Here is a 16,883-nt window from a genome sequence, read left to right on the forward strand (position 1 = left end):
ACCGCAGGGAGGATGGTATTTATTTATTTTGTTGTTTTTAATCAAGTGTTTGTTGTTTGTATTAATGGGTTTGGATTTGTTTGAAATTCAGATGGAATTGAATTGGCGGCTGTCTTTCGCCTGTCTGTGCACTACAGGTGTAGCGGGGGCTGAATCAGGTGTCGTGTCGCAAAACCGTAATTCGCTACAGCGCATTTTCCTGCTGCGCTGCGGTATTTGTCCGGGTATTTCCCTATTCGCTGCTTTTTATTCGCGGCGGCAATTTCCATGCGCTATCATCCAGCCACAAATAGCAGCCGCAGCGGTGGATCTCGCCAGCGCGGCGCACGCCTTATAAGCGGGTGGAGACGAGGAGATGGATATGCAGGGCAGGCACACCGATGCCTTGGCCGGGGGGCTTTTGCCCGGCGGAATGCTGAGCCTGGCGGCCACCGAGGTGCGCCTGCGCGAGTCGTGGCGGCGCTCGGAGGAAACCTACCGCATCGATCCCTCGATGCGCTCCAGTCCGCGGGTGTTGTCGGCCGCCGAGTTCCGCGACCTGCGCGACCGTACCGCCACCTTCCTGCGCATTGCCCAATTGGGCGTGGCGCGCCTGCACGAACAGGTGCGCGATTCCGGCTATTGCGTGCTGCTCACCACCGGCGACGGCACCAGCGTGGACTTCCGCGGCACGCCGAGCCTGGACGCGGAGTTCCGGCGCCGCGGCTTCATTGCCGGGGCCTGCTGGTCGGAATCCGACGAGGGCACCTGCGGCGTCGGCACCGCCATCGTGGACCGGGCGCCGATCCTGGTGCACCGGGAGGAGCATTTCCGCAACCACAACCACGGCATCACCTGCAGCGCGGCGCCGGTGTTCGGCCCCCGCGACGAGCTGGTCGGCGTGCTGAACGCGTCGGCCTTTGCGGCGCCGGAGAACCGCAGCAGCCAGTCGGTGGTGTTCCGGCTGGTCCAGCAGAACGCGCTGGCCATCGAGAACGCACTATTTGTAGAGAGCTACAAGACGGCGTGGATCCTGTCGATCAGCGGGCCGGGGGATTGCTGGAGCCTCGGCGAGGCCCACTGCCTGGCCTTCGACGACGGCGGGCGCATCCTGGCCGCCAGCCGGCGCCTGCGGGCCGGGCTGTTCCCGGGGGCCGAGCTGCCGTCGCGGCGTGTCGAGGACGTCTTCGACCTGTCCGCCGACGAGCTGGTGAAGCGCGCCCACGAACGCCCCGGCGCGCCGATCCCGCTGCGCTGCCTGGCCAACGGGGTGCGCTTCGAGGCCCAATTGCGGGCGCCGGTGCGCGAAGCCGCGGCGCCGGCCACGCTGTCGGTGAAGCGCGGCTTCGATGCGCTGGCCGCCGAGGACCCGCGGGTGCTGGAAAGCATCGAGCGGGTCAAGCGGGTGGTGGACCGCAAGCTGACCATCCTGCTGCTCGGCGAGACCGGCTCCGGCAAGGAAGCCTTCGCCCGCGCCATCCACGGCCACAGCCTGCGTCGCGACAAGCCCTTCGTGGCCCTCAACTGCGCGGCGATCCCGGAGAGCCTGATCGAGAGCGAGCTGTTCGGCTACAAGGAGGGGGCTTTCACCGGCGCCAAGGCGAAGGGCTCGAAGGGCAAGGTCCAGCAGTCCAGCGGCGGCACCCTGTTCCTCGACGAGATCGGCGACATGCCGCTGGCCCTGCAGACGCGCCTGCTGCGCGTGCTGGCCGAGGGCGAGGTGGTGGCGCTGGGCGCGTCGGAGCCGGAGGCGGTGGATCTCAACGTGGTCTGCGCGACCCACCGGGATCTGGCGGCGATGGTGCGTGCCGGCCAGTTCCGCGAAGACCTGTACTACCGCCTCAACGCCGCGGTGTTCCGCCTGCCGGCGCTGCGCGAGCGCTCCGACCGGCGGGTGGTGATCCGCCAGGTGCTGGCTCAGGAACTGGCCACTGCCAGCCGGCAACTGAGCCTGCCCGACGACGTGCTCGAACAGCTGGCCGCCTACTCGTGGCCGGGCAACATCCGCGAACTGCGCAACGCGCTGCGCTTTGCGGTGGCGGTGTGCGACGACGGCGTGCTGTCGGCAGCGCATTTCCCCGACGGGCTGCAGGCGCCGGTGCTGCTTGCCGCCGTGCCGCCGGCTGCCGTATTTGCAGCTCCGGAAGCGGGGCGCCCGGCCGGCAGCGAGCGGGAAGTCCTGCTCGACGAACTGCGCCGCTGCCACTGGAACATCTCGGCCGCCGCCGCTGCCATCGGCGTGTCCCGCTCGACGCTGTACCGGCGCATGCAGCGCCAGGGCATCGTCGCCCCCAATGCCGCCGACGCGTTGGAGGCCCACGGCCGGCTGACGCACTGAGGTTGCCCGCGCCATTGCGGGGGCCGGCGTGCAGGCGCGGAACGCCGCGCGCCCGTCACGGAATCAGCCGTCGCTGTGCGCCACTCTTGGCATGTCGTGGATGAAGGCTTCGGTCGGGCCGCCGGAAGATTTTTTCTGCCGAAAAAACCGATTTTTCGGCAGAAAAAATCGCTGCGTCACGCCGCCCGGGCGTTTTGTCATGTGGCGCAATGATTCCGCCACGTGTCGCGATCATCCAGCGGCGTCTCGGAACGAATCTGTCACGGGAAAAAATTGTTCCGCCACGCATCTTGAGGAATTTTTCATATGATCGGATTTTTATGTCATATGAAAAAACGGAAATTTCCCGCCAAAAAATAATTTTTCGGCGGGAAAAAATCATTCTTCCGCATGAAAATTTCGCCCGCCAGCCTGCCCCCGGCATCGGCTGGGGCGGGCTGGCGGTTCCGCATCAAACCGTGGCGTAGGCGCCGCTGTCGGCCGCGCGGCCCTTTGGTGCGGCGGCGACCGGCTTCTGCAGGGCCGGCGAGTTGCGCACCACCGAGATGATCTGCTCGCGGAACCAGCGGCATTCCTCCTCGTAGTGGCTGCGGTCGTGCCACAGCAGGTAGAAGCTCATCTTCGGAAACTCGATCGGCGGCTCGGCAACCGCCAGCGGCATCATCTTGGCGCAGTGCTCGGCGAAGATCCGCGGGCTGGAGAACAGCATGTCGGTCTCCAGCAGCAGGTAGGGCACCAGGCCGAAGTAGGGCACGTAGGCCACCACGTTGCGCTTCATGCGCTCGCGGGCCAGGTGCAGGTCGATGACGCCGCGCTGGCCCACTGCGTAGGGCGTCGGCACCAGGTGCTCGGCGGCCAGGTATTCGGCAGTGCCCAGCGGCTTGCCGGCCAGCGGATGGCCCTTGCGCATCAGGCACACCACCTCGTCCTCGAACAGCGGCGCGATGCGCAGGTTTTCCGGCGGCTGCGGCCAGTTGCCGATCACCACGTCGAGCTCGCCGTTCTCCATCGCGCGGGCGTAGTCGTAATCCGGCCCGAGGGAATGGAAGGCCACCTGGCTGTGCGGCGCCAGCTTGCGCAGGCGGGCGACGATCTCGCCGAGCAGCACCGCGTTGAGGTAGTCCGGCGTGGCGATGTTGAAGATGCGCCGCGAGCTGGCCGCGTCGAACTTGACCTGGCGCACCGCGATGGCCTCGATCTGCTGCAGCGCGATCTTGACCGGCTCGAGCAGCCCGGCGCCGCGTTCGGTGGGCGTCATGCCGTTGCGACAGCGCACCAGCAACTGGTCGCCGGTGATGTCGCGCAGGCGGCGCAGCGCGGTGCTGACCGCGGGCTGGGACTGGTTGAGGCGGCGTGCCGCCTTGCTCACGCTGCACTCGGTCAGCAGGGCGTGTAGTACGCGCAGCAGATGGACATCCATGGAATCCCAGGTGCAGTTCGCGGCCATGTTGGCTCTCCGTTGACGATTGTCTGTTGCAGTGCAAAAAACGTTCCATGGGGAAAAGCGCCATTTCGGGGCTGGGAAGCGTGATTCGTCCTGAAATGGGGAGCCGATGTGGTGCAACGGAAAAACGCTGGCACTGCACTGGTGCGCTGGAGAAAGGTGTGGAGACGGCAGGGGGCGAGTTCCGGGTTGCCGCTCGTGTTGTCGTTCTTCAAAGCGGATCCCGGCGGTGCGCCGGTTGAGATGGCGTCGTAGCGGAAGTGAATGTGCGGACTACCGATCTTGCGTCACGGAGCCCCGCGGCGCATCATGCGGGGGCCGCTGCAAACAACAGCGGCCGGGCTTGGCGGCCCGGATCAATCTAGTCGGACGACCGCCCCGAGCGGTTTTTTTTTGCGTCCGGAGCATGGTGTCGTCCCCAGTGGGCGGGCCGTGTGGGAGGGGAAACCCTGCCGGTTCCTAGATTCCGGTCCGCCAACCTGCACGGTTCTGCCCCCCAGCTTGGCGGCGGGGGGCAGAGAAACAGACCGATATCTAGGAGATCCACCATGTCTCATCTCGTCCGTACATTCAAACCTGGCCACGAGGCCCGGCAATGAGCCCGGACCCTGACCTTCACCGCAAGCGATCGGCTTTACCGCCTCCATTCCAATGTCAATGCGCTGACCGTCACCGATCAGCTCAGTGCCCGGCTCGCCCAACTGACGGCCATGCTGGCCATGACGCGCGGTGAGCAAGGCAAGGCGTTCCGGCTGATGAACGATCAATGGCAGGACAGTTTCATGTGGGCCTGCGGCACGATGGCCATGGAAGCGCAGGAGCTGTTTGGCATTCTGAGTTGCCTTGAAGCCAGGAGCCGCCCGGAAGCTGACGACAAAGGTCATCTGGGGCTTTCAACGTAAGCGCAGGTAAGCCATATCGTTCTGGGGTGGGCCTTCGTCCTGAACGATATGGCGCGCCTTGCGGGGCTTGTACTTGTTCTCGGGGCGTCCCCCCCTCGCCAGGGGCGGCCGAAGCGTTTCTGTCGCGTTGTCTGCAGGCTTGGCCGGTTGCCTTGACGATCAGCAGATGGTCGGCTTTCGCATCGAGGATCTTCGTGGTGTGATCCCGCTCTGGCTGTCGATGGCCGTGTCGGTACTTAGTCGGCCCTGCAATATTCAATTTTCCGCACCGAGCTGCCCACCAAACGGCCAGGCCACGTTGCCACTGAGCACCCGCCCAAGCACCCCGACCAGCACGCAGAGTGCAAAAAGGGCTTTCAGCCCCAGACGGAGCACCGCCCGCATCAGCCAGCGCAGGTTGTACCCCGCGGCGCACAGCACCGGGTGCAGCACATCGCCTTCCGATCCTTTGAGCCAATTGCGCCGTAATCCGCAGTCGTCCTTCAGATGTCCGATCACCGGTTCCACCGCCTGACGGCGTTTGAGTAGCCGGCGCGCCTTGGCGCTCAGGCTTTTGATCCGGCCGCGGTGGATGATCTCAACCCCGGGCACCTCCACACCCCGATAGCCCAGATCAACAATGGCGATGTGGGGCTTCGGGGCACCTTTGACGTCCTGCATCAGGATCGTGGCTTGCTCAATCTGCTCGGCCAGGGCGTGGCCGTCGTAGGGATTGCCAGGAAAGGCCCGGGCGCCAACAATCAGGTTGACTTTCTCGGTGGTGGCAATGCCCACCTTTACCCCAAATTCGTAGGGCTGGTGCGCTTTGCCCTTGCCGATGCACTGCACTTGCGGTGCGTGCAGGGCATACAGCTTGTTCTTGTCCTGGGGCCGCTGGGTGTGGATGCGCCGGGTCCGCTCGAGCCACAGGGTAGCGATCTCCTTCATGCCGTCCGCCATCTGCGGCAAGCGGCGCTCCAGGTCACGCATGACCCGGCCCAGGATTGTCCGCTGGCGCTTGAGTACGCGGCGCAAGCGCCGGTACTGTTTGGCGTGAGCGTAGCCACCGGCCCGCCGCTTGAGGCTGCGCCCTTCCTTCTCGAAGGTCTGGCGCAGCACCACGCCAGGGCGTTTGGCAATGAGCACCCGTTTGCGCCGGGCCACGTCGAGCAGCCGACTGTCGGCGGGAAAGGCGATGGCCTTCATCGACACGGCGGCCTCGATGGTCTTGGCCAGGAGTTCTTCCACACCCGCATCTCCCAGCCCCTGCCGGAAGCGGGTGAGATTGCTCGGGTCACAGGGCAATCGGGTCTCGAAATACTCACCGCCGCAAAAGAACTGCCAATACGGGTTCTCCGCCCATCGTTGAACGACGCTCTCGTCGCTCTCGCCGAACGCGTGCTTCAGATACAGCAACCCGACCATCAAGCGGATCGGCAGGCGCGGGCGACCTGCAGGGCTCGTACCCGTGCCCGCCACCTGCAAGGTCGGGCCAAACAGATCCAGCCCTTCGAGCACACGCCCTTTGCGATCCTGGCGAATAAAGCACGGCGCCAGGGCTGATTCGATCTCGACCCACGGCATACGGCGCGCCAGCACGGCCAGCGGGTGGCGCAGATCGATCATCGCGTCCAGCCGGGCGCGGAAAAAATCCGGGGTGGTCATCGGAAATCGGCGCTCCCAAATCTTCCAGAAAGTGAATGCCATTGCACTGGAAACTGAGAGATTCGGCAAGGCCTCAGGGGCGCTCAGCCCGCGCGGGCGAAGGGACGGGCTAGTTGTTCAGGGGCGACGAAGTAGTTCCGACGTGGCTCCACACGCACGCGCCACAGTCACCAACTCAGCAAGCAGTACCAATTTGGGGTGGCTTGGCGGAGTTGTGCACTTTGTCATAATGACAAAGTGCTAGTTTTTTAGTATAAATCCCAGTTGTATAAATTAGACCATGCAAAAATCGACATGTGCCAGATCCTCATCGCATTGTGCGTTTATTGTGATCTTTCCCTTTGCCACGTGGTTGACTTCGTGCAGGGGGTTTAATCAAAGAGATTGGCGTGCATAAGTATGCCAAGCATGGATTTAATTGAAATTAAATATTGCAGGGTAATAAATGAAATCAGAAAAAGATGGTTTTGTCTCTCTGGAGCTTGTCATTTTTGGATGGTTTGGAATTGGATGGGTGTTAACGTACCTTATAACCAATAACAAAATTGACGTGCCAACAAGTTACGCCAGTGCATTCTCATCCTTTATGGGGTATGACTACAGCAAATACAGATTCGGTCGTGAAACTGCGGACAGGATTGCTTTCTCCATTGCTTTGTTACTTCCTTTTTTCCTTTTGTCCATGTTTGCGCTCCCTGCACCTTCTTTAATAAATAAAGATGCTCTTAAGTCAATTAAAGCCCGGGTGCGAACATTAACAATAATACCTCTTTTGTGTCTTCCCATCTCCTTTTTGCTTCCAAAAATCTCAGGGCCGCTCGGATTGTTCTCGAGAAATCCATATGCATTCTCCTCGTGTATTGTTTTATCACTCCTTGTTTTAGTTATATGCATCTGCATGGTTTTTACGGTTTTGCCGGGAATTACTCATTCAAAAAAAAGAAATGAGTAATCCATAGGTCTCAACTGAAAGGCGATGTGCTTTTTGATCTAACAAGAAGGAATTTTTACATGTCAACAGCGTCAACGTTCGTTCATGTCGTCAAGGAATTACTAGAGCATCCTGATAAGTTACAAGATATTTACGACACGACTGATGCCGCAACCAAGGCTTCAGAAATCGTCCGCGATTATTTGACGAGCAATCCTGAGGCCATGCGAAACATGGCTGGTTTGTTTGGTGATGTTACTGTTGGAGCACTTGCAAGCGCTGTGGCTGCTGGCCTTGCAGTGGCCGCCGGAGCGCCTGCTGGGGCTGCTGTCGCCATAGGCTTTGGTGCCGGTTTGGTTGCAGGAGAATATATTGGGGATCCTGCAGGTAAATATTTATATGATATTGCCAAAATTAGCGGCGCACTCGATGTAGATTACAATAAGATTAAACGACAAGCTCCTCGTAGGCTCGGCAACGTCAAAACCGCCCGTCGCTACACCGACCCCCTAGTGCTCGATCTCGACGGTGACGGTATTGAACTGACACGCCTCTCGGGTGCCACCTCCGTCAAGTTCGATAGCGACGGCGATAGTGTGCGTACCGCCACTGCTTGGGTCGCGGCGGATGATGCGATGCTCGTACTTGACCGCAACGGCAATGGCTGTATTGACGACGGTCGTGAACTCTTTGGCGATCAGACCCGGCTCGCCAATGGCCAACTTGCCGCAGACGGTATCGTCGCCCTAGCCGAGCTGGACTCCAACGGCGATGGCATTTTCAGTGCCTTGGATGCGCGCTATGGCGACGTACGCCTGTGGCAGGATCGCAACCAGGACGGTATTAGCCAAGCGGACGAACTGATTCGCCTTGTCGATGCGGGCGTTGCGTCCATCTCTCTTAACGCCACGAGTCCCAACACAGCTCTGATTGACGCGGTGCTCAAGCGGGAAGGCATTTGGACGGCGACCGATGGCTCCATCCATAAGACCGGAAGTTTCGACTTTTCTCAGGATACCTATTGGACCGCGTTCGACGCGATCACCATTTCGGATGCAGCCAAGGCACTGCCCAACATTGGTGGGAATGGTTATGTCCGTGACCTGCGGGAGGCTGCTACCCTAAACCCCAGACTGATCGATCTGTATGCCGCTGTGGAGAGCGCCACCACACGAGCCGAATACCAGAATGCGGTTGGAAAGCTCTACAGGGAGTGGGCCGGCAGTTCGGCCTACCAGAATGCCAGTGACCGGGCCAAGGCTCATGGCAGCGGCTATGGCCTGATCGCCAGTGCCCCTCAGGACGCTCAGGAGGCGGGATGGCTCAACATGGCGATCATGGCCGGCGAAGCAGACCGGAATGCTTTCCGGACGTCCCTGTCGGCTGCGGAGCGGACCAAGTTCGATGCCATGCGCGAACGCATGACCGCCCCTCTTGAGGCCATATTTGTCTACGAGGCCTTTACAGGCACCACTTTGCTGCAGTACGGCAAGCTCTGGAATGACGCGTTTTCATTGAATCAGACTGCAGCAGGGGGCGGTGGTGGCAGGGTTGTCTACGTGGACGTTTCCTTCGAAACCTGGCTCATGGAAAACCGCATTGGCTCCCAGTACGGCAATACCAATTTCATTGTAGTTAACCTGGAGGCGGCTTCGGGGGCCTTCGGTAACATCGTGCAGATGACCCAGGATCAGGTCATGGAGATCGCCAGTGATGCGTTTATGGACAAGCGGCTCAGCCCCTACCTTGCACAAATCGGCCTGAAGTTGGACGACAAGGGCATCTCCCTTGATTTCCAGGCCCTCGACACTGCGCTGGATACCGCATTGGCCAAAAATACATACGAGGGCAGTGCGCTGCTATTTGACCTGGTGGACTATATCGGCGAAGACCTGATGGACGCGGGCTGGAATGGTGGCGATCGACTGAGCGCACTGGTTGCCGCCTCCGCCACCAATGCCGACATCGCCCGAGCCATGGCCGATTGCGGTGTGATCAAGGCTGAAGGCACCACCTATGCGACCGGCAACAACATATTGGTGGCTGGCGGTGCGGGCAACGACACGATCAATTTGTCCTTGGGTTATGGCCCCATCTTTGCGGGCCGGGGCAACGACACCGTAAACCTGGGGGATGGCGACGACCGGGCCTACGGCGGCATGGGGCAGGACACGCTCAATGGTGGGGAGGGTGACGACCAGTTGTGGGGTGGTACGGGCAACGATGCGCTGCGGGGCGGGAACGGCAACGACCGACTCGACGGCGGTGGGGGCAACGACAGCCTTTCCGGGGGAAAAGGCAACAACACCTACGTCTTTGGGGTTGGCGATGGTCAAGACATCATTAACTCTGAATACGATGCGACGGTGGGCAAGCAGAACGTGCTGGAGTTCAAGGGGGGCGTGACGCCCGGCGGAGTCACCGCAACGCGTTCGGGCAGCGATCTGATCCTGTCGATCAACGGAACCTCCGACCGGATCAGGATCGGCTGGTTTTTCCATAGTGACGATCCGACCAATCCCTATAATCCGGTACAGCAAGTTCGGTTCGCCGATGGTACCGTCTGGGATATCAATGCCCTCCAGTCCAAGGCAACTGCGGGTACTGGTGCGGCACAATCCATCACCGGGCTCGCCAAGGCTGACGTCATCGACGGTGGTCTTGGAGCAGACATCATCAATGGCCAGGGCGGCGATGACACGTTGGATGGCGGCGTGGGGGCCGACACACTCAACGGGGGCGACGGCAACGATACTCTCAGGGGAGGTGCCGGCTATGACTCTCTGTCGGGAGGGGCAGGCAACGACACGCTGGACGGGGGAAGCGGTAACGATTCCATCTCAGGGGGATACGGCAACGACACTTACCTGTTCGGCAAGGGCGAGGGGGAAGACACGATCTCCTCCGATTACGATACCACGGTGGGGCGCTTTGACGTTCTGCGTTTCAAGAGTGGCGTGCTGCCCAGCGAGATTGTGGCTACCCGTTTGGGTAATGACCTCGTCCTGACCATTGCGGGTTCCGCGGACAAGGTGACGATTGGCTGGTTCTTCTACAGCGATACCCCCTCCAATCCCTACAACCCGGTGCAGCAGGTCAAATTCGACGATGGCACAACGTGGGACATGGCAACCCTGGTCTCCAAGGTCATGGCCGGTTCTTCTGCTGCGGATTCCATTGACGGCACTTCGGGCGACGACATCATCACCGGTCTGGGGAGTTCGGATACGCTGCGGGGCCAAGGCGGTAACGATACCCTGGACGGCGGTACGGGCAATGACAACCTATACGGTGGTGCGGGTAATGACATTTACCTTTTCGGCAAGGGCGACGGGCAGGACATCATCGATTCGGATTACGACTCTTCGGCCAGTAAGCTCAATGTCCTGACCTTCAAGAATTCGATCACTCCGAACCAGATCGTGCTCAGTCGCAATAGCAGCGACCTGATTTTGTCGGTGGCGGGTACCGCAGATAGGGTCACGGTCAAGGATTTCTTTTATACCGACGATCCGGCCAATCTCTACAATCCGATTCAGCAGGTCAAGTTCCTCAGTGACAACTCGACCTGGGATATTCCTGCTCTACTCTCCAAGCTTTATGCTGGCACTACAGAACGCGACACGATCAGCGGTACCAAGGGCAACGATGTAATCGACGGCCAGGCGGGCAACGATACCCTGAGCGGCCTGGATGGCGATGATGTTGTCAACGGTGGGCTCGACGACGACTCCCTGTATGGCAATGCCGGTAATGACACGCTGGACGGTGGTCTCGGCAATGACAACCTATACGGTGGCGCGGGCAATGACATCTACCTTTTCGGCAAGGGCGACGGGCAGGACACCATCAATTCGGATTACGACTCTTCGGCCAGTAAGCTCAATGTCCTGACCTTCAAGAATTCGATCACTCCGAACCAGATCGTGCTCAGTCGCAATAGCAGCGACCTGATTTTGTCGGTGGCGGGTACCGCAGATAGGGTCACGGTCAAGGATTTCTTTTATACCGACGATCCGGCCAATCTCTACAATCCGATTCAGCAGGTCAAGTTCCTCAGTGACAACTCGACCTGGGATATTCCTGCTCTACTCTCCAAGCTTTATGCTGGCACTACAGAACGCGACACGATCAGCGGTACCAAGGGCAACGATGTAATCGACGGCCAGGCGGGCAACGATACCCTGAGCGGCCTGGATGGCGATGATGTTGTCAACGGTGGGCTCGACGACGACTCCCTGTATGGCAATGCCGGTAATGACACGCTGGACGGTGGTCTCGGCAATGACAACCTATACGGTGGCGCGGGCAATGACATCTACCTTTTCGGCAAGGGCGACGGGCAGGACACCATCAATTCGGATTACGACTCTTCGGCCAGTAAGCTCAATGTCCTGACCTTCAAGAATTCGATCACTCCGAACCAGATCGTGCTCAGTCGCAATAGCAGCGACCTGATTTTGTCGGTGGCGGGTACCGCAGATAGGGTCACGGTCAAGGATTTCTTTTATACCGACGATCCGGCCAATCTCTACAATCCGATTCAGCAGGTCAAGTTCCTCAGTGACAACTCGACCTGGGATATTCCTGCTCTACTCTCCAAGCTTTATGCTGGCACTACAGAACGCGACACGATCAGCGGTACCAAGGGCAACGATGTAATCGACGGCCAGGCGGGCAACGATACCCTGAGCGGCCTGGATGGCGATGATGTTGTCAACGGTGGGCTCGACGACGACTCCCTGTATGGCAATGCCGGTAATGACACGCTGGACGGTGGTCTCGGCAATGACAACCTATACGGTGGCGCGGGCAATGACATCTACCTTTTCGGCAAGGGCGACGGGCAGGACACCATCAATTCGGATTACGACTCTTCGGCCAGTAAGCTCAATGTCCTGACCTTCAAGAATTCGATCACTCCGAACCAGATCGTGCTCAGTCGCAATAGCAGCGACCTGATTTTGTCGGTGGCGGGTACCGCAGATAGGGTCACGGTCAAGGATTTCTTTTATACCGACGATCCGGCCAATCTCTACAATCCGATTCAGCAGGTCAAGTTCCTCAGTGACAACTCGACCTGGGATATTCCTGCTCTACTCTCCAAGCTTTATGCTGGCACTACAGAACGCGACACGATCAGCGGTACCAAGGGCAACGATGTAATCGACGGCCAGGCGGGCAACGATACCCTGAGCGGCCTGGATGGCGATGATGTTGTCAACGGTGGGCTCGACGACGACTCCCTGTATGGCAATGCCGGTAATGACATGCTGGACGGTGGTCTCGGCAACGATCGCCTCAGTGGTGGGGCGGGTAACGATACCTACCTTTTCGGCAAGGGCGATGGGCAGGATATCATCGATTCCGATTACGACGCCGCGGTCGGGAAGCTCAATGTGCTCAGTTTCAAAAGCAGCATTACATCTAGCATGGTCGTGGTTACCCGTAATAATAGCGATCTGATTTTGTCGGTGGCCGGTACTGCCGATCGAGTTACGGTCAGGGACTTTTTCTACACGAACGATCCGGCTAACCCGTATAACCCGATCCAGAGAGTCCAGTTCAGTGATGGAAGCAGTTGGGATACGGCTGCGATCAAGAGCAGGCTGACAAGCGCTGTAACGGAACTTGCACTGAGTGGCACTGCAGGTGATGACACCATCACCGGTGCAGGTGGCAATGACTCACTTGTCGGCAACGCGGGCAACGACATTCTGGATGGTGGCCTCGGCAACGACCGCCTCAGTGGTGGCGTCGGCAACGATACCTACCTTTTCGGCAAGGGCGATGGGCAGGACGTCATTGACTCCGATTACGACACCGCGGTCGGGAAGCTCAATGTGCTCAGCTTCAAGAGCAGCATCACGCCCGGCATGGTTGCGGTCAGCCGCTCGGGTAATGATCTTGTGTTGTCCGTCATCGGCACTTCGGACAAGGTCACCGTCAGCTATTTCTTCAATGCCGATGATCCGGCCAATCCTTCTAATCCAATCCAGCAGGTCAAGTTCGCTGATGGCACCACCTGGGACAGCGTCATGCTGCTCTCCAAGCTCTTTGCCGGCACCGCCGGGGCGGAGACGATCAGCGGCACCAAGGCCAATGATGTGATCAACGGCCAGGCCGGCAACGATACCTTGAATGGCTTCGATGGCGATGACATCCTCAATGGTGGGCTCGACGACGACTATCTGTATGGCAACGCCGGCAACGACATTCTGGATGGTGGCCTCGGTAACGACCGCCTCAGTGGTGGCGTCGGCAACGATACCTACCTTTTCGGCAAGGGCGATGGGCAGGACGTCATTGACTCCGATTACGACACCGCGGTCGGGAAGCTCAATGTGCTCAGCTTCAAGAGCAGCATCACGCCCGGCATGGTTGCGGTCAGCCGCTCGGGCAATGATCTTGTGTTGTCCGTCATCGGCACTTCGGACAAGGTCACCGTCAGCTATTTCTTCAATGCCGATGATCCGGCCAATCCTTCTAACCCAATCCAGCAGGTCAAGTTCGCTGATGGCACCACCTGGGACAGCGTCATGCTGCTCTCCAAGCTCTTTGCCGGCACCGCCGGGGCGGAGACGATCAGCGGCACCAAGGCCAATGATGTGATCAACGGGCAGGCCGGCAACGATACCTTGAATGGTTTCGATGGCGATGACATCCTCAACGGTGGGCTCGACGACGACTATCTGTATGGTAATGCCGGCAACGACATCCTGGATGGTGGCCTCGGCAACGACCGCCTCAGCGGTGGAGCCGGCAACGATACCTACCTTTTCGGCAAGGGCGATGGGCAGGACATCATCGACTTCGATTACGACACCGCGGTGGGGAAGCTCAATGTGCTCAGCTTCAAGAGCAGCATCACGCCCGGCATGGTCGTGGTCAGCCGCTCGGGTAATGATCTCGTGCTGTCCGTCATCGGCACCTCGGACAAGGTCACCGTCAGCTATTTCTTCTATACGGACGATCCGGCCAACGCTCATAACCCGGTTCAGCAGGTCAAGTTCGCTGATGGCACCACCTGGGACAGCGTCATGCTGCTCTCCAAGCTCTTTGCCGGCACCGCCGGGGCGGAGACGATCAGCGGCACCAAGGCCAATGATGTGATCAACGGGCAGGCCGGCAACGATACCTTGAATGGTTTCGATGGCGATGACATCCTCAACGGTGGGCTCGACGACGACTATCTGTATGGTAATGCCGGCAACGACATCCTGGATGGTGGCCTCGGCAACGACCGCCTCAGCGGTGGAGCCGGCAACGATACCTACCTTTTCGGCAAGGGCGATGGGCAGGACATCATCGACTTCGATTACGACACCGCGGTGGGGAAGCTCAATGTGCTCAGCTTCAAGAGCAGCATCACGCCCGGCATGGTCGTGGTCAGCCGCTCGGGTAATGATCTCGTGCTGTCCGTCATCGGCACCTCGGACAAGGTCACCGTCAGCTATTTCTTCTATACGGACGATCCGGCCAACGCTCATAATCCGGTTCAGCAGGTCAAGTTCGCTGATGGCACCACCTGGGACAGCGCCATGCTGCTCTCCAAGCTCTTTGCCGGCACAACTGGCGGTGACACGATCAGCGGCACCAAGGCCAATGATGTGATCAACGGGCAGGCCGGCAACGATACCTTGAATGGTTTCGATGGCGATGACATCCTCAACGGTGGGCTCGACGACGACTATCTGTATGGCAACGCCGGCAACGACATTCTGGATGGTGGCCTCGGCAACGACCGCCTCAGCGGTGGAGTTGGAAACAATACCTATCTTTTCGGCAAGGGCGATGGGCAGGACACAATTGACTCCAATTACGACACCACGGTTGGGAAGCTCAATGTGCTCAGCTTCAAGAGCAGCATCACGCCCGGTATGGTCGCGCTCAGCCGCTCGGGTAATGATCTCGTGCTGTCCGTCATCGGCACTTCGGACAAGGTCACCGTCAGTCTCTTCTTCTACACGGACGACCCGGCCAACCCTCATAACCCGATTCAGCAGGTCAAGTTCGCCGATGGCACCATCTGGGATTCGGCCACTATCAAGGCCAAAATCATTCAAGGTGACGACACCGCCCAGCAACTGACGGGCTTCTCAACAGCCGATGTCATCAGTGGTGGAGCCGGCAGCGATACGCTCAACGGCCAAGGCGGAAACGATTCGTTGGATGGCGGAGCCGGTGCAGACTCGTTGAACGGTGGTGAGGGGGACGATACGCTCAAGGGAGGGGAAGGCAATGACACGCTGAGTGGAGATGCCGGAGCCGACGTCCTAGAAGGGGGGGCTGACAATGATCGATTGTATGGCGGTGGCGGAAATGACATTTATCTTTTTGGAAAGGGCGATGGAGAGGACGTCATCAGCTTCGACTATGACTCCAGCGCTACCAAAATGAATGTGTTGCAGTTCAAAGCCGGCATTACCTCTGGTGACGTAACTGTCGGTCGATCAGGCTCTGACCTCGTGCTGTGGATTGCGGAAACGGCCGACAAGATTACTGTCGAGTCTTTTTTCCAGAGCGATGATCCCAACAACATCTACAACCCGATCCAGCAAGTGAAGTTCAGTGACGGCAAAACGTGGAATAGCGCGGAACTGACTAAGATGGCCATGATTGGCGATATGTCAGATCAAACTATAAAAGGCTCTTCTGGTGCCGACGTGATTATGGGCTTGGGAGGTAATGACAGCCTGTATGGTAATGCCGGGGACGATATGCTGGATGGTGGCTCCGGTGACGATGAAATCACGGGAGGCCTGGGGAGCGATACCTACTTGATCGGCAGGAACGAAGGCCAGGACTACATCCGATCCACCAACGATGGTGCTGCGGGCAAGATCGACACACTTCAATTCAAGGAGGGGGTCACCGCGAATGATATCTCCATGGACACATTGGGTACGGCCCTGCTGATAAAAATCAATGGAGGAGACGAGGGGCTCATCACAATTGAGGACTTCCTTTATCAGGACAACCCGGCGAATAGCTGGAATCCTCTTCAACAGATCAAGTTTGCCGATAGCACCACCTGGAATACGTCGCAGGTCCTGGAGCGGCTCTATTCAGGGACGGCCGGCGCAGACATTCTCAAAGGGACGCTCAACTCAGACGTGATCAGCGGCCAGGCCGGCAACGATTCGTTGTACGGCAATGCGGGCAATGACACCCTCAATGGGGGGGCTGGCAACGACACGCTGGAGGGAGGTGCCGGAAACGACACCTATATCTTCGGCAGCGGCTCAGAGAGTGACACCATTGTCGAGTACGACACGACTGCCGGCAATGTCGATGTCCTGTCTATTGGCGCCGGTGTGACCGCTGACCAATTGTGGTTCCGCCGCGTCGGTTCGAACCTGGAGGTAAGTGTCATCGGGAGTGCCGATAAAGCCACCATCGGCAACTGGTACACCGGTAACGCCTACCACGTGGAGCAGATCAAGACTGCCGACGGCAAAACCCTGCTGGACAGCCAGGTGGATGCTTTGGTGTCCGCCATGGCGGGCTTCTCTCCGCCTGCCGCCGGGCAGTCGACCTTGCCGGCTAATTACCAGACCACACTCAATCCGGTAATCGCGGCCAACTGGCGCTGACCTTCCAGGCATGAGAGTACCGGCTCCCGCAATCGTGGGAGTCGGCTCT

8 protein-coding genes are annotated in these 16,883 nt (G+C 59.2%); 5 read left to right on the top strand and 3 right to left on the bottom strand.

The window, feature by feature from the left end:
- Nucleotides 1-361: 361 nt before the first annotated feature.
- Entirely contained in the window at nucleotides 362-2,317 is a 1,956-nt protein-coding gene (locus AC1PPK_RS05480) for a sigma-54-dependent Fis family transcriptional regulator (protein ID WP_481116826.1), read from the top strand.
- A 63-nt stretch (nucleotides 2,318-2,380) separates the two neighbouring features.
- Here the strand turns inward: AC1PPK_RS05480 and AC1PPK_RS05485 are convergent, their stop codons facing one another.
- On the bottom strand, nucleotides 2,381-2,518 hold the full coding sequence (locus tag AC1PPK_RS05485) for a hypothetical protein (RefSeq protein ID WP_481116827.1): 138 nt from the start codon (nucleotides 2,516-2,518) through the stop codon (nucleotides 2,381-2,383).
- A gap of 8 nt (nucleotides 2,519-2,526) precedes the next feature.
- Here AC1PPK_RS05485 and AC1PPK_RS05490 point away from each other — a divergent pair, with 8 nt between their 5' ends.
- Entirely contained in the window at nucleotides 2,527-2,784 is a 258-nt protein-coding gene (locus AC1PPK_RS05490; RefSeq protein ID WP_481116828.1) for a hypothetical protein, read from the top strand.
- Here the strand turns inward: AC1PPK_RS05490 and AC1PPK_RS05495 are convergent.
- Entirely contained in the window at nucleotides 2,769-3,764 is a 996-nt protein-coding gene (locus tag AC1PPK_RS05495) for a LysR substrate-binding domain-containing protein (protein WP_481116829.1), read from the bottom strand. The genes AC1PPK_RS05490 and AC1PPK_RS05495 overlap by 16 nt on opposite strands.
- 707 nt (nucleotides 3,765-4,471) lie before the next feature.
- Here AC1PPK_RS05495 and AC1PPK_RS05500 point away from each other — a divergent pair.
- The gene (locus tag AC1PPK_RS05500) at nucleotides 4,472-4,663 is read left to right on the top strand and encodes a hypothetical protein (protein WP_481116830.1); all 192 of its coding nucleotides are present in this window, start codon (nucleotides 4,472-4,474) and stop codon (nucleotides 4,661-4,663) included.
- 255 nt (nucleotides 4,664-4,918) lie between these two features.
- Here the strand turns inward: AC1PPK_RS05500 and AC1PPK_RS05505 are convergent, their stop codons facing one another.
- On the bottom strand, nucleotides 4,919-6,307 hold the full coding sequence (locus tag AC1PPK_RS05505; RefSeq protein WP_481116831.1) for an IS5 family transposase: 1,389 nt from the start codon (nucleotides 6,305-6,307) through the stop codon (nucleotides 4,919-4,921).
- A 445-nt stretch (nucleotides 6,308-6,752) separates the two neighbouring features.
- On the opposite strand from AC1PPK_RS05505, the gene AC1PPK_RS05510 reads away from it, so the two are divergent.
- Nucleotides 6,753-7,259: a hypothetical protein gene (locus tag AC1PPK_RS05510; RefSeq protein WP_481116832.1), complete on the top strand. Its 507-nt coding sequence runs from the start codon at nucleotides 6,753-6,755 to the stop codon at nucleotides 7,257-7,259.
- A gap of 59 nt (nucleotides 7,260-7,318) precedes the next feature.
- Nucleotides 7,319-16,834 (top strand): calcium-binding protein, encoded by a 9,516-nt coding sequence (locus AC1PPK_RS05515; protein WP_481116833.1) that lies wholly within the window; start codon nucleotides 7,319-7,321, stop codon nucleotides 16,832-16,834.
- The last annotated feature ends 49 nt before the right edge of the window (nucleotides 16,835-16,883 follow it).

This window comes from Zoogloea sp. JDB1, assembly GCF_056724025.1.

Excerpts from the sequence above, each read along its gene's own strand:
- AC1PPK_RS05480 (WP_481116826.1), top strand. The coding sequence starts at position 362 with ATGCAGGGCAGGCACACCGATGCCTTGGCCGGGGGGCTTTTGCCCGGC.
- AC1PPK_RS05485 (WP_481116827.1), bottom strand. The coding sequence starts at position 2,518 with ATGACAAAACGCCCGGGCGGCGTGACGCAGCGATTTTTTCTGCCGAAA.
- AC1PPK_RS05490 (WP_481116828.1), top strand. The coding sequence starts at position 2,527 with ATGATTCCGCCACGTGTCGCGATCATCCAGCGGCGTCTCGGAACGAAT.
- AC1PPK_RS05495 (WP_481116829.1), bottom strand. The coding sequence starts at position 3,764 with ATGGCCGCGAACTGCACCTGGGATTCCATGGATGTCCATCTGCTGCGC.
- AC1PPK_RS05500 (WP_481116830.1), top strand. The coding sequence starts at position 4,472 with ATGCTGGCCATGACGCGCGGTGAGCAAGGCAAGGCGTTCCGGCTGATG.
- AC1PPK_RS05505 (WP_481116831.1), bottom strand. The coding sequence starts at position 6,307 with ATGACCACCCCGGATTTTTTCCGCGCCCGGCTGGACGCGATGATCGAT.
- AC1PPK_RS05510 (WP_481116832.1), top strand. The coding sequence starts at position 6,753 with ATGAAATCAGAAAAAGATGGTTTTGTCTCTCTGGAGCTTGTCATTTTT.
- AC1PPK_RS05515 (WP_481116833.1), top strand. The coding sequence starts at position 7,319 with ATGTCAACAGCGTCAACGTTCGTTCATGTCGTCAAGGAATTACTAGAG.